Annotated in this window: 12 protein-coding genes; 7 read left to right on the forward strand and 5 right to left on the reverse strand. The window is 64.1% G+C overall.

Annotated features, from left to right (window positions below):
* Positions 1-383: 383 nt before the first annotated feature.
* The gene (locus ACXJKJ_RS18180; RefSeq protein ID WP_457391436.1) at positions 384-896 is read right to left on the reverse strand and encodes a hypothetical protein; all 513 of its coding nucleotides are present in this window, start codon (positions 894-896) and stop codon (positions 384-386) included.
* Positions 897-1,174: 278 nt separating this feature from the next.
* On the opposite strand from ACXJKJ_RS18180, the gene ACXJKJ_RS18185 reads away from it, so the two are divergent.
* From ACXJKJ_RS18185 to ACXJKJ_RS18215, 7 genes are all read left to right on the forward strand, one after another.
* Positions 1,175-1,387, forward strand: coding sequence for a hypothetical protein (locus ACXJKJ_RS18185; RefSeq protein WP_457391437.1), 213 nt, complete (start codon positions 1,175-1,177; stop codon positions 1,385-1,387).
* A 131-nt stretch (positions 1,388-1,518) separates the two neighbouring features.
* Positions 1,519-1,716, forward strand: a complete 198-nt coding sequence (locus ACXJKJ_RS18190) for a hypothetical protein (RefSeq protein WP_457391439.1) — start codon at positions 1,519-1,521, stop codon at positions 1,714-1,716.
* Positions 1,717-2,246: 530 nt separating this feature from the next.
* Positions 2,247-2,798, forward strand: coding sequence for a PEP-CTERM sorting domain-containing protein (locus tag ACXJKJ_RS18195; protein ID WP_457391441.1), 552 nt, complete (start codon positions 2,247-2,249; stop codon positions 2,796-2,798).
* 19 nt (positions 2,799-2,817) lie between these two features.
* A complete protein-coding gene (locus ACXJKJ_RS18200; protein ID WP_457391442.1) occupies positions 2,818-4,797 on the forward strand; it encodes a bifunctional metallophosphatase/5'-nucleotidase in 1,980 nt (659 codons plus the stop codon).
* Positions 4,794-5,885 (forward strand): hypothetical protein, encoded by a 1,092-nt coding sequence (locus ACXJKJ_RS18205; protein ID WP_457356082.1) that lies wholly within the window; start codon positions 4,794-4,796, stop codon positions 5,883-5,885. Before ACXJKJ_RS18200 ends, ACXJKJ_RS18205 begins: the two co-directional genes overlap by 4 nt.
* 428 nt (positions 5,886-6,313) lie before the next feature.
* Positions 6,314-7,366: a DUF2278 family protein gene (locus ACXJKJ_RS18210; RefSeq protein ID WP_457391444.1), complete on the forward strand. Its 1,053-nt coding sequence runs from the start codon at positions 6,314-6,316 to the stop codon at positions 7,364-7,366.
* A gap of 46 nt (positions 7,367-7,412) precedes the next feature.
* A complete protein-coding gene (locus ACXJKJ_RS18215; RefSeq protein WP_457391446.1) occupies positions 7,413-9,116 on the forward strand; it encodes a phospholipase D-like domain-containing protein in 1,704 nt (567 codons plus the stop codon).
* Positions 9,117-9,440: 324 nt separating this feature from the next.
* Here ACXJKJ_RS18215 and ACXJKJ_RS18220 read toward each other — a convergent pair whose 3' ends face one another.
* The 4 genes from ACXJKJ_RS18220 to ACXJKJ_RS18235 form a co-directional block, all read right to left on the reverse strand.
* The gene (locus ACXJKJ_RS18220; RefSeq protein ID WP_457391448.1) at positions 9,441-10,379 is read right to left on the reverse strand and encodes an IS1595 family transposase; all 939 of its coding nucleotides are present in this window, start codon (positions 10,377-10,379) and stop codon (positions 9,441-9,443) included.
* A gap of 298 nt (positions 10,380-10,677) precedes the next feature.
* A complete protein-coding gene (locus tag ACXJKJ_RS18225) occupies positions 10,678-11,019 on the reverse strand; it encodes a hypothetical protein (RefSeq protein WP_457391449.1) in 342 nt (113 codons plus the stop codon).
* Between the two features lie 126 nt (positions 11,020-11,145).
* Positions 11,146-11,448, reverse strand: coding sequence for a hypothetical protein (locus tag ACXJKJ_RS18230; RefSeq protein ID WP_457391450.1), 303 nt, complete (start codon positions 11,446-11,448; stop codon positions 11,146-11,148).
* 571 nt (positions 11,449-12,019) lie between these two features.
* On the reverse strand, positions 12,020-12,811 hold the full coding sequence (locus ACXJKJ_RS18235) for an SDR family NAD(P)-dependent oxidoreductase (protein WP_457391451.1): 792 nt from the start codon (positions 12,809-12,811) through the stop codon (positions 12,020-12,022).
* Positions 12,812-12,855 lie beyond the last annotated feature (44 nt).

Genomic DNA, 12,855 nt, shown 5'->3' on the forward strand with positions numbered 1-12,855 from the left:
GCTGCTCAAGGCCTGCATCAACTCCTGCCGCTGCCCCGGCGTCAGCTTCGATACCTCGGCCAGCATCCTCTTGAGTTCTCGGCTGCGCATCTGTGACTCCCGTCGCCCCAGACTCCGGGGCCGTGCGAGCCAATATCCCTTCCCACAGGCTCAAGACGTGAGCCATCACGAATCAATGCGCAAAGAGCCAAAAAGAAACCCCCGCCGGCCCTCGCCGACAGGGGTGAATCCACCGGAGGCGGTGGAGGAGACAAGCGCTACAGAAGATCAGATGTTGCGGTGCGGCATATGGATTTTTCAAGGCGGCTCAAAGCCATATGACACAAGACCCTGAAGGCCAAAAGGGAGCAGATTGCAGAAACGACTGCGCTACAGGCCCGCTGCTACGCCGCCGCCTGCGCCACCCGGTCGCGAAACAACTGCGCGCGCTCGCCATCTGACGCTGTCTCAATGCGGGTCGAGGCCTCGGCCAGCCAATCCAGAAAGCGCGATTCGCTATTGACCTCGCGCGCACTTGCGCGCAGCTCTGCATCGCGGCCGGCCAGCATTCGGCAGGCAAGGTCGAATGCGAACATCTTGGCTCGCATCAAGCGACGCAAATCGTCGGCGGAGGAGGCCGGGGCCAGAGCTGCCTTGACTTCGATGGGCGGCTGCTCCATCACTTCAGGCGCATGTGAAAGCTCAGCCAGGCCGGAAATCAATCCATCGCGCTGGAGCTCTTCGAGCGCATTAGGGGCGAGGTTGAGCGAGCGCGCAATGTCCTGCAGTTCCACCGTGCGACGGYGGCCGTCAACGTTGATGAGGAGCATGCGCATCGGCACCGTGAGGTTCGAGCGCGGACCGGCGAGCAGTTGGCGGGCAGCTTGGGTCTTGACGGGGGTGGCGGGCGAGGACATGACGGCTCCTTTTGGCGCGCCCATCATGTTCATAACGTCTTTGACGCGGATGACATCCCGATGAACCAGCGTTGCGGCGTGACTTTTGTCACTGCGGTGATGCCATTTGCACCGCGTCAACGACCCGCCATCCGCGGGAAAGCGCAACGGACACGCTGAAGGCCGGGACACCATGGCGGCCCGCGATGTCTGGGTTTGGATGTGCCGCGCGAAATCAACGCCCTCCGCCCGCGCTGCTTGTCATCAACGGTTCGGGAGGCGTACGAGCCCCCTTCAACGTGCTGGAGCGGCTGCTGGACTACCGCGCCGACGTCGCTGTTCTGGCGGAGTTCTCGCGTGACCGGCGCTTTGTCGCCGCGCCCTATAGCGAGCTGACCGACGCCGAGGCCCGAACCTACGCCCATTTCGTCTGTTTGGGCGAGCGCCGCGACAGGCCAATGGTGCGCAGCTTCTTCGAGGGCATTGACGAGCAACGCGACCTAGCACGCTAGCTCGGGCTCTCAAGCGGTGGTCCATTCGGGAACGGCTCAGCATGAGCTGAGAGGAGCAGATTGGCCCCGCGCTGATGAGCAGGCTTGTCACGGTGAACCTGCAAACTGCAGCAGCAATATGTGGAGCCGGCATGCAGATCCAACTTGATGACCGTCCTCAATCGCTGGTTCTATCGCTTGGGAACCATCTGCTTCATACGTCGTGGCTGACCGAGCTGACGAGAAGATGTCTGGGGCTCAACTCCGACGGACACGCCGTTGTCGAGCCGATTGCCGACAGCGTGGCCTGGGAAGACACTGAAATCGACGTTCGCCGGGTCGTGTTGTAGCCGGGGCAAGCGGCCCAACGATCAAGCGACTCCTTCACCCGACGCACGCGAAAACCACCCGATGGCTCGCACTTGCGCTGCTTGTTGCAACGCTGGTGGAGTTTGCCTGCGCGGCCTTGCTGAACAACGGAAGCGGCACCTCGCGGCGGGATCTGCTGCTGGTGTCTGTAACGATGGTGCTGGGTACGCTAGGCCTGACGACCTGGGTTGTGCGGGCGTTCATTTGCAGATGCCCGACTTGCCGGCGACTTCTCATCAAACAGGAAAAGATCGACACCGAAGAAGCGTCCCGCCGATTCGTCTGTGTGCATTGCAGGGTCGTTTGGGACTCGCTTGTCCAGCTCAGCACTTGATCGAGGTCTGCTGCTCCTGAAAATTCATGAAATCAAACGTGGCCGAACTGGCAGCGCTTATTCACGCAAAGGTCACTGCCCCTGGTTCCAAAGGCACGTCGCCGGGCTGGAGCACGTCAACAGCGGGACACCGCTGCAGTCGACTATTCCTTATCCCCACGTCCCCCGAGGATCCTCATGCGTTCCACCTTTATCGCCACCGCACTGGCGCTGACTGCGCTCTCATCCGCACATGCCATCACGCTTCCCGGCGACGGCAACTGGGCCGGTTTCACAGTCGACGCCAACCTGGCTCCTTACAGCTTTGGCTGGCAGGACGACTTCGGCGCACCGTTGAGCTTCGAGGTGACCATCGCCGCCGGCCAAGTCGGCACGCTGACGGTCGTCGATACCGGCTTCTCGGGGGACCGCTTCCATGTCTACGACGGCGCCAAGCAGTTGGGCAGCACCGGTGCTGCCGTCAACGGCGACGCCGCCGGCAACATCACGTTCGACCCCGATGCCGCGCTCGCGAACAGCGACTTCAGCCGTGGCAGCTTCACGCTGGGCGCCGGCACCCACGTCATCAGCGGTCTCCTCTTCCAGTCGACGACGGATGCCTTTGGCCCGCTGAACGCCTCCATCGGCGGCGTCAAGCTCACCGTCAGCCCCGTCCCCGAGCCCGCCGCCTATGCCACCTTGCTCATCGGACTTGGCCTGCTGCTTGGCATGCGCCGCCGCAACACCTGATCGCCGAGGAGAGACTTACATGCGCTTCAAGCTCCTTCCCCTCGCCGCAGCCCTGCTCGCCGGCGCTGCCCAAGCCGCCGTCCCGGCCCCGATCACCGTCAAGATCGTTGCCTTCAACGACTATCACGGCAACCTGGAATCGCCCGGCACCTTCGGTCCTAACACCGTCGGCACCTATGCCAACGCTGGCAACCGCCCGGACGTCGGCGGCGCCGAATTCCTGGGTGCCTATGTGGCCGGCATGCGTGCCAAGAACATGAACACCGTCGTGGTCGGCGGTGGTGACCTGGTCGGCGCCTCGCCGCTGATCTCGGCGCTGTTCTTCGATGAGCCCGCCGTCGAAACGTTGAACAAGATCGGCCTGGACTTCTCCTCTGTCGGCAACCATGAGTTCGACAAGGGCAAGACCGAACTGCGCCGCCTGCAGACGGGCGGTTGCAAGCTGGCGGCCAATGGCGCGCCTGACGCCAACAGCTGCCGCGGTTTCGGCTCGTCGGCCCCCGGCACCTTCGACGGCGCCAAGTTCCAGTGGCTGTCGGCCAACGTCATCGAGACGGCCACCGGCCGCTCGCTGCTGGCGCCTTACGGCATCAAGAACTTCGGCGGCGTCAAAGTGGCCTTTATCGGCATGACGCTCAAGGGCACGCCTGGTGTCGTCACCCCCACCGGCGTTGCCGGATTGCAATTCAACGACGAGGCAGACACCGTCAACGCCCTCGTGCCGAAGCTGCGCGCCCAGGGCATCGAGTCCATCGTCGTGCTGGTCCACCAGGGGGGCTTCCAGAACTTCATCACCGGCGGCGGCACACAGCCCACCACCAGCGACATCAACGGCTGCACCGGCGACCTGCGCAACGCCGACGGCACGGACTCCGACATCCGCGCCATCGTCAAGCGCCTGGACAACGCCGTTGACCTGGTCGTCAGTGCCCATACGCACGCGGCCTACAACTGCTCCAAGACAACTATCGACGTCAGCAGCAACGGCGCCTCGACAACGCCGCGCGTCTCCGGCGTGCCGAACAGGTCCGGCCGCTTGGTGCCGGTGACCAGCGCCAGCGCATTCGGCCGCATGGTGACCGAGATCGACCTGAAGATCGACCCGGCCACGCGCGACGTCATCGACGTGAATCCAAACAACGTGCTGGTCGCCCGCGACAAGCGCGTGAGTGGCACCGTCGTGGCTGCGACCGACCCCGTGGTTATTGCCGCGCAGGACCACATCGCCGCCAACCCGGCTGTGGCCAATGTCGTCGGCGCCTACAAGGCGGCCGTCTCGCCCCTGGCGAACGCCATCGTCGCCACGATCACCGGCGACCTGAGCAACGGCGCCAACGCGGCAGGCGAGATGCAAGCCGGCGACCTGATCGCGGACGCGCAGCTCGCTGCCACCCAGCCGGCCAGCCTGGGCGGTGCGCAGATCGCCTTCATGAATGCCGGCGGCGTTCGCAACCCCGGCTTCGTCAAGCCCGGCAGCGCCACCTACCCGTACAGCCTGACCTACGGCGATGCCTTCACGGTGCAGCCCTTCGGCAACATCCTGCAGACGATCACGCTGACCCAGCAGCAGATCAAGGATGTGCTGGAGCAGCAGTTCAGCGGCTGCAACGGCCAGATCGCGCAGCGCATCATGCAGGTCAGCAACGGCTTCAGCTACACCTGGTCCAGCGGCGGCAGCTGTGGCACTCGCATCAAGAGCGTCAGCTTCACGCCCAAGGACCTGACACTCGTCCCGCCGCTGGCCACAGGACCGACGGAACAACTGGTCATCAACGGCGTGTTGCAAAACCCGACCAAGGCTTACCGCGTCACCGTCAACAACTTCATGGCCACAGGTGGCGACGGTTTCAGCGTGTTGGTGGGCGGCACCAACCTGGTAGGCGGCGGGCAGGACATTGATGCGCTCATTGCCTACCTGAGCGGCTACAAGGCACCTGCTGCGGCGTACAACGGCGCCGCCGCCGAGCTGGCCAAGCCGCGCATCACCGTCACGCCTTGAGACGGCTGAACGGGCCGGCCGGCCTGCTGCTGGCGGCGCTGCTGTCGCTGCCGGCGGCGACAGCAGCGCCGGCGCATCATGACGACGCCCTGCCGCCCGCGCAGGAAGCAGCGCGCCAACGTCACCTGAACGTGGCGCGCGCTGCCCTGTCCCGCGGCGAGCCCGATGCGGCACTGGTGCCTCTCGAAACGGCTGCTGGCATGAGCCACGCAGCCGACACCGAGATGCTGCAACTGCAGATGCAGCTCCAGGGCGGCCATATGCGCCAGGCGTTGGCCTTCGCCGCCCACTCCGCCGCTGCGCACCGGGACGAGCCGGCTGCGCGCGCGCTGCACTTGTGGCTGCTGGCGCTATCCGGCCAGGCCGACTACGTGCAGCGGCACCTCACTCGCGGTGAATCTGCCGACGACGCGCTTGCTCTGCTGCTGGAAGGCTTGTCGTCCAGCATGGTGCTGCCCTCGCAGCCGCCAGGCCCCTGGCCCCATGGCATGGACGTGCCTGCCGCGAGCCGCCCAGTCGCGACGGGGCTGCTGCTGGACGCCGGCCGCCTGGCCTTGGTGCCGGCAGACGCTGTCTCCGGCGCCGAGGCGCTGTGGTTGCGCAATGGTCTGGGCCGCGCGAGCCGTGCGCGGCCATTGGCGGCAGATGCCGCTCTCGCTGAACTGGGTCTGGTGCTGTTGAGTGTCGAGCCACCCCTGGCACCCGCTGGCGCCGCCGTCCCGCTGAGCCGTGTCCCCCTACGTGTGTTTGCCGGTAGCCCCGCATCCCGCCTGGGCATGTTGCGTATTGACAGCGCAGCGCCTGCCTGGCCGGTGCTGCAGTTGGGCTTCCTAGGTCGTGTCGACCGCAGCGGCGCACAAGCCCTTGGCTGGCCCGCCGGTGCCGCGCTGAGTGGCGGACCTGTCTTTGACGCTGCGGGGCGACTGGTCGGTCTGGCGCTGCCCGGGAGGGACGGCGCAGAGCGTCTGCTGCCGGCCGCGCTAGTAGTCCCGCTTCTAGCCGTGCCAGCCAGAACCGACGCTCGGCCGGTTACGCCGGACGAAGTTTATGAAGCGGCCTTGCCGTATGTCGCCCAGCTGTTGCGCTAGCCATCCCGTCTGAAGCGTATCCGTCCGGCCAAGTCATCTTGAAGCCGGCCCTGGTCTGCCGCGATACGTTCCAGCGCGAAAGCGCCACGCGCAAGCAGCCGCTGCCGCGCTTCCCGAATAGGTAGCTGTTTCGCACGGCCGGCGATCCTCATGCTGACGCTCGCCATCCTTTCGCGGGGCGCGTCCTTGCAGCTTGTTCCGGGTGATGGCGGTCAGTGCCACAGCATTGGAATCGCGCTAGCGCTGAGCAGGCAGCCGGTGGCACTGGCCTTCCTCGCGCATTTGTCATGGTGCGGCGGCAGTCGGGCGCGGGACTCTCGCGTCTCATCAAAGTTGCGTACGCCTGGCGGTTCTTGGCGCCGTTGTCATCTGCGGCACGTCACTGTTGGACTAACGTCATTGGACGGTTCACTCTCCAGGTAGTTTCCATGCCACTCAAAAGCTACGGTGTTCTCAAGGGACGCCCCATCAACAGGCAACTGGGATCCGGGCAGAACCCGCACTACCAGGTCCATGTCGTCGATGACACAAACGACTACCGCATCGCGGTTAACGTGACGTCGCAGCTAGCGCCGTCGGAGGTCGAATACCTGATCGAGTCGCACTTCCAGCATCCCTTCCTCGCGCAGTTCGAAGAACTGAAAACCGGCTGGAACGTGCTGCCAAACAAGCCAAGCGGTCCAGCGCTCGACTTCATTCGCAGCAACCTGTTCGACCCGCGCAAGCTGGTGCCTCTGCCCGCCAGCATCGCCGGCCCAGACAACGACCTGAACGAGAAGATCGACCACTACATCCAGCGTGCGATGGCCGACGAGGACGCGATGCTCTACGCCTTCGGCGAACGCTGGGGTCCGGAGAACGGTAAGAAAGACAAGATCTTCGGATTCCTGCCGGGCAATGGCGTGCACGACATCCACATGAACCAGGCCAATGTCGGCCGCTTTACGGAAACCGATGGCGTCTATCAGGACGGCGCGCTGCTGCTGCACTTCCCCGGACAGAGCCAGTGGGTCGGTGTGTTCCTGAAGTTCCAGTCCCAGACCTGGCACAGCGACGACAAGACTGGCCACCGCCTTGACGGCGACGTTAGCGGCCCGCCGTCGGATCCGAGCGACCCAGGTAATCCCTTTGACCCGGGCACGCAGCCGCGACCCGAGGCGCCCGATGGTGCGGTGCGCATCGTGGCGGCGCTGGTCAACCCGACGCGCTCCCCCGAGATCGAGACCGTCACGCTGCTGAACACCACTTCGCAGACCATCGACCTGCAGGGCTGGAAATTGCTTGACCGGGACAAGAACGCCATGCCGCTGGCCGGAAGTATTGTGGCCGGCGACACGCTGCGCATCACTCTGAAGCCACCGGTCATGCTGCCCAACAAGGGCGGGCTGATCACCGTCGTCAACGAGCAGGGTCTGCGGGTCGATGGTGTCAGCTACACCAAGGCTCAGGTGGCGAACCCGGGCTTCTCAGTCAAGTTCTAGCGCGGAGGCGCATGCGCCAATTCTCGAATACCGGAGGGAGAGACGAATGCGAACCACTGCCAAGAGTTCGGACCTGAAGGCGGCCGCCTATGCCGGCACATACGTCGTGGTTCTGGCCTGGGACACCTTGGACGGCAAGAAGCCGACACGCACAGACCTGCTGGGCTACGCGATAGAGCGCACAGAGCTGGACGGGAACGGTGATGAGGTCGAGCGCTATTGGATGCGCGGCATCAAGCGCTTCAAGGACAAGGACAAGGGACTGCCGCCTGGGACGCCGGTGCCGACCGCCGAGCATCCCGTCCAGACGTTCCAGTGGGCGGACTACACCGCGAAGGCGGGATGCCACTACCTGTACCGCATCGTGCCGGTTTTCGGTTCGGTCAAGAACACCAAGTTGGACCACGCGGCCGCAGTCACGCTCGACGTGACGGCGGAGGACGCCATTGATCCGGCAAGCGTCGGCTCGGGAGGACCGGGCCATGACGTTCATTTCAACCGCGGCGTCATCGGTTCGCAGGCCTATGCGCGCGAGTTCGGAAACCGCGCACCCGAGGCCGACAACCCGCGCGCCGAGGAGATGCGCTGGCTGTCGCGCGGGCTGTTCGAGGCGCTGATCGATTTCATCAGCCAGGCGAAGGACGGCATGGCCCTGCGTGCCGCGCTGTACGAGTTCCACTACGCGCCGGTGGCCAATGCTTTCGTGAAGGCAATCGAAGGTGGCGCCGACGTGAAGATCGTCTACGACGCCGAAAGCACCTACAAGGTCACCAACGAAGAGACCATCGGCAACGCCGGCCTTGCCGAACTTGGCGCGGTGATCCCCCGCACCGTGAGCGAAGGCATCCGCCACAACAAGTTCATCGTGCTGATGGACAAGAAGGGGCCGGCCGCAGTGTGGACCGGATCAACCAATATCTCGGACGGCGGCATCTTCGGCCACTCCAACGTCGGACACGTTGTGTGGGACCGCCAGGTTGCGCAGAAGTATCTCGACTACTGGGACCTGCTGGCGCAGAAGAAGACGACGCCGACCAAGTTGCGCGGAGCGCTGAAGGCGGCGACGCCTCTGCCGCAGAAGAAGACGCCGAATAACTCCGTGACCCCGGTTTTCTCGCCGCGCGACGACGAGGACAGCAACGAAACGCTGCAGTGGTATGCCGACCGCCTGGCCGAAGCGAAGGAGATCGCATGCATGACCTTCGCATTCAACATCGATCCGCTGTTCGCCCAGGTGCTCAACGTGGACAACGACGTGCTGCGCTACGTCGTCAAGGACGACCCGCTCGGCGAGACCGAGAACATCGGGCATGACCGCGACCTGATTTTCGCGGCGGGCTCCTACCTCGAAAGCGGCGCGCTGGCGAACTTCCTGCGCGAGCGCTCGAATCCCCTCAACCGCAACCGCTACATCCACAACAAGTTCATGCTGATCGATCCGCTTGGAAAAGATCCGCTTGTGATCTCCGGGTCCGCCAACTTCAGCAAACCCTCGCAGCGCATCAACGACGAGAACATGCTGGTCATCCGCGGTAACACACGTGTGGCCGACATCTATTTCGGCGAATTCATGCGTGTCTTCGACCACCACTACGCGCGCTACATTTCGCGCGTGCTGACGGAGGCGGGCAAATCCGACCCCGAGGCTGGCTACCTAAAAGTGCTCACCGCCGACTGGCTACCCACGCACTTCCAAAAGGACAGCTACAAGGCGAAGCGCCGACGCTACTTCGTGGATCCCGGCGCTTGAGCCGGGCCGCATCGTCCTTCCCATTTGTTCCGGAAGCGATTCCGCCGCACGCCACTCTATCGGCCGGCAGCCCACAAAAAGGCCGCCCTGCGCGAAGCCATATGGGCAACTGCTGCCCTGGTGAAGATCCCCATCGCAGTGTCCGTTTCCCTTCCAATGCGCAAGCAAAGCGCAGTCAAATGTGGGTCGCCCCCAGCGCCGCACGTCTCCGCCCAGGTCCTCAGATCGAAAATCACCGCGTGCAGTTCATCCACGGAAAGCGATTCCACGATGTCCTGAGGGGTGGGTTTGGAATTGGCTCTTTGCTCATTGCTTGATGACGTATCAAGCACCGACAGCCAGAGCCAGGAACGGCGCGGGCTGTCGGTGAGTTTGGGCTGACCGGTCCAAGGCGCGGAACCAGCCCAGGTAGCTGGCCAAGTACGAACTGGTCACCCCATTGAAGCGGCGTATCCAGTTCTTGAGCCTGGCGTGATACGCGTTGGCGTTCAGGATGTGCCTAGCGCCCTGCACCCGCTCACCTCGGGAGAGATTCAGCGCATGGTGCTCGACGCCCAGATGCTTGGCTGCCACTCCTAACGAGCCACTGCAATCCGTGCACAGCACAGCGTCCGGGGCCAGTACCGGCGCCAACGCCGCGATGGTCTGAGCCTTACCGGCGCGTTGCAGGATGAAGTCGGCCGTCGCGCCGGAGCGGTCTCGCGCCACCAACACCGGCTCTTGTTCGTCGGACAGTCCGCGCTTGGCTCCGCTGCCGCCTCGGCGTCGAGCCTTGCGGGCCTGCACGTGTTGGCCCTTGCTGGAGCGCAGGAAGTAGGTCTCATCGGCCTCCACCACGCCTTGCAGCACTCGGGCCTTCACGCCCTGGGCCAGTTGCAGGAAGCGGTGACGCCAGCGGAAGGCCGTGCTGGGAGCCACCGACAGGGTGTCCGCGGCCTGATGCACGCTCAAGCCCTGGCGCAGCACTTGGGCTTGGCGCTCCCATTTCCCCTTGTGCCGCAGCCGAGCCAGCGGCGTCTCGGTCAGCGAGTTGAAGGTCCTGGTGCAGCTGCGGCATTTGTAGCGCTGCAACCCGCTGGCGTGTCCATTGCGAACCACGCGCTCACCTTGGCAGTGCGGACAGGCCAGCGGACGCGATTGCACCGTCTGTACGACCTGCACGACCTCGTCGGCGCCGCTCAAGGCCTGCATCAACTCCTGCCGCTGCCCCGGCGTCAGCTTCGATACCTCGGCCAGCATCCTCTTGAGTTCTCGGCTGCGCATCTGTGACTCCCGTCGCCCCAGACTCCGGGGCCGTGCGAGCCAATATCCCTTCCCACAGGCTCAAGACGTGAGCCATCACGAATCAATGCGCAAAGAGCCAAAGAAAAAGCCCTGGAGCGTTGATTCTCAAGGGCTTTTCGGGCTTCCTGGGACGGTGTGGAAACGTCTGGAATGATCACTTGGTGGAGAGGAGGAGGATCGAAATCCATCCAGACAGCCGCATCTAGCCTAGCTTGCTGCTGCCCTCGAGCTCGGGAGCCGGCGTCGTTGGAGGCGCCCGTGAGTCCATGTCGGTGGGTCAGAACTCGTCGCGGGTGCTGCGCACGTCGGGTGGCGCTGCCTTCTCGAAGAGCCAGCCTGAACCCTCGGGCTTGCCGCGAACAAAGCGGGCCGCGGCGCCAGTGACGATCTTGTCGTCGCAGGCGTGGAAGGCTTCCCAGGAGACCCTGTAGTGGACGGCAACACCGACGTCGGTGGCCTCCGCGCCAGAAACCACGATGCCGGTCATGCGGGCCAACTCGTCGAACTCCGCGACGCTGAAGTCGAGGGCTAGGCCGAACTGGCTCTCGACGCTCTCGTCGAAGTAGAGGCGAAGGTCCTTGTCAGCTTTGGGGAACGGCACACGGATGTCAGCTGGCATGCGGCAATTCTGCTGCAAGGCAACGGCACGCGGCTCGGCCCGCGATGCACATGACCGAAGTCGCTGCATCGCGGGCGAGGCTGTATGGCGTTGGCTGTCGGGTTGAACGAAGGGCTAGCTAGCGCCCTACTCAGGCGTCGCTGGGGCGCTGTCGGCACCGCCATGGGCCAGCGCCTGGCGCGCCAGTTCTTCTTCGCTGAGCTCGGGAGCATCCTGAAGCGCCGCCATTTCTTCCAGCATCTCGGGCGTGGCCTCAGCGTTGCCCAGCAGCAGGTCTTCGATGTTGGCGTGGACGGCCTTCAGCTCTTCGTGATCCACCGGTGACGGATGCACCGGCGTCAGCACCGGCAGCTTGACCGCAGCTAGCTCCAGTTGTTCATCGACCAGCTTGTTGAAGCCGCCCTCGAGCGGCGTGTCCCGGCGGGTCATTGCAGTCTCCTTTGGATGCCCAATGTTCCGCCATTTGGGGTTCACCTGCCAGTTCTTGCCTATTGCGGGCCGCGCGTCGACGCGCAAACAAGGTCAGTTGGGCGGCGGCGTGGCTCACCCACTTGCTCGGTCCGTAGGGCAGCTTTCAGGTGCGGGCGGGAAATGAGATTCCCGGTCATGTCCCGCCGTTCCTCCCCGCGGAGCGGGAGGCAGCAAGGTGCCCAAAGCGGAAGGTCGAGAGCGACGGCGGAGGACAGGACCGCAGCGGCTGCCGTCCTTCGCCTGTCGAAGGCAGATGACCGCTGTCGGTCACTTTGAGGTCATCGATTGCTGGAATGGGGAAGACTGAACGCCTGGGTGCGCTTTACGTCAGCTTCCAAGTCCCAACCGTCCGTTTCATAGCTGACGTAGCGCAAAGTACGTTGATGTTGGCGCGGAACCGCACCTCTCGCCCAAGCTTCTGACGTTCAAAGAACGAGCATCGAAGAGATCGTGGTTGCTGACCAGAGTGGGGATAGTCAGGACGTTGTGCCTTGGGCTCGACATAAGCAAACACAACCAGCCGCTGCGGTCAAAAGGCGCTCTTGACCACGCCGCCGTCCACACGAAGTGCCGCACCGGTGGTTGCCGAGGCAAGCGGGCTGGCCACATAGGCAACGAGAGACGCCACCTCTTGAGGGGTGCCGAAACGCTTGATGAGCGACGTGGGTCGCACCTTGTCGAAGAACTCGGACTCGACCTGCTCGAAGGTCTTGCCATCGACACGGGCCATGTCTTGTACGAAGTCGCCCACGCCGCGGGACTTGGTCGGTCCGGGCAACACGCTGTTGACCGTGATGCCGGTGCCGGCGACCGACTCGGCCAGCCCGCGCGACACGGCGAGCTGAGCGGTCTTGCTCATGCCGTAGTGGATCATCTCGGTGGGAATCTGCACCGCGCTTTCGCTGGAGATGAAGATGATGCGGCCCCAGTTCACGCGCTTCATCGCCGGCAACACCAGGCGGGACAGCCGCACACCGCTGAGCACGTTGACTTCGAAGAATCTCATCCAGTCTTCGTCGGGGATGTCCTCAAAACCCTTCGGCTCGAAGATGCCCAGGTTGTTGACGAGGATCTCTATGCCGGCATGCCGCTGGACAACCTCCTCGGCTGCCGCGGCGCGGCTCAGGTCACCGGCATAGCCTTCGACCGTTCCTCCCGTGTCCGAGCGTATCCGTTCAATCGCTTCATCAACAGCCGCTTGGGTGCGGCCATTGACGATGACGCGGGTGCCTTCCTGCGCCAGCGTGCGCGCGATGGCGTAGCCAATGCCGGCTGTACTGCCACTGACGAGAGCCAGCTTGCCTTCGAGTTTTAGATCCATTTCGACTTTCCTTGAAAGGTGTTGAGGTGATGAAGAAGTCGGGC

Source organism: Roseateles sp. P5_E1 (genome assembly GCF_054049335.1).

Excerpts from the sequence above, each read along its gene's own strand:
- ACXJKJ_RS18215 (WP_457391446.1), top strand. The coding sequence starts at position 7,413 with ATGCGAACCACTGCCAAGAGTTCGGACCTGAAGGCGGCCGCCTATGCC.
- ACXJKJ_RS18225 (WP_457391449.1), bottom strand. The coding sequence starts at position 11,019 with ATGCCAGCTGACATCCGTGTGCCGTTCCCCAAAGCTGACAAGGACCTT.
- ACXJKJ_RS18235 (WP_457391451.1), bottom strand. The coding sequence starts at position 12,811 with ATGGATCTAAAACTCGAAGGCAAGCTGGCTCTCGTCAGTGGCAGTACA.
- ACXJKJ_RS18200 (WP_457391442.1), top strand. The coding sequence starts at position 2,818 with ATGCGCTTCAAGCTCCTTCCCCTCGCCGCAGCCCTGCTCGCCGGCGCT.
- ACXJKJ_RS18220 (WP_457391448.1), bottom strand. The coding sequence starts at position 10,379 with ATGCGCAGCCGAGAACTCAAGAGGATGCTGGCCGAGGTATCGAAGCTG.
- ACXJKJ_RS18230 (WP_457391450.1), bottom strand. The coding sequence starts at position 11,448 with ATGACCCGCCGGGACACGCCGCTCGAGGGCGGCTTCAACAAGCTGGTC.
- ACXJKJ_RS18210 (WP_457391444.1), top strand. The coding sequence starts at position 6,314 with ATGCCACTCAAAAGCTACGGTGTTCTCAAGGGACGCCCCATCAACAGG.
- ACXJKJ_RS18195 (WP_457391441.1), top strand. The coding sequence starts at position 2,247 with ATGCGTTCCACCTTTATCGCCACCGCACTGGCGCTGACTGCGCTCTCA.
- ACXJKJ_RS18190 (WP_457391439.1), top strand. The coding sequence starts at position 1,519 with ATGCAGATCCAACTTGATGACCGTCCTCAATCGCTGGTTCTATCGCTT.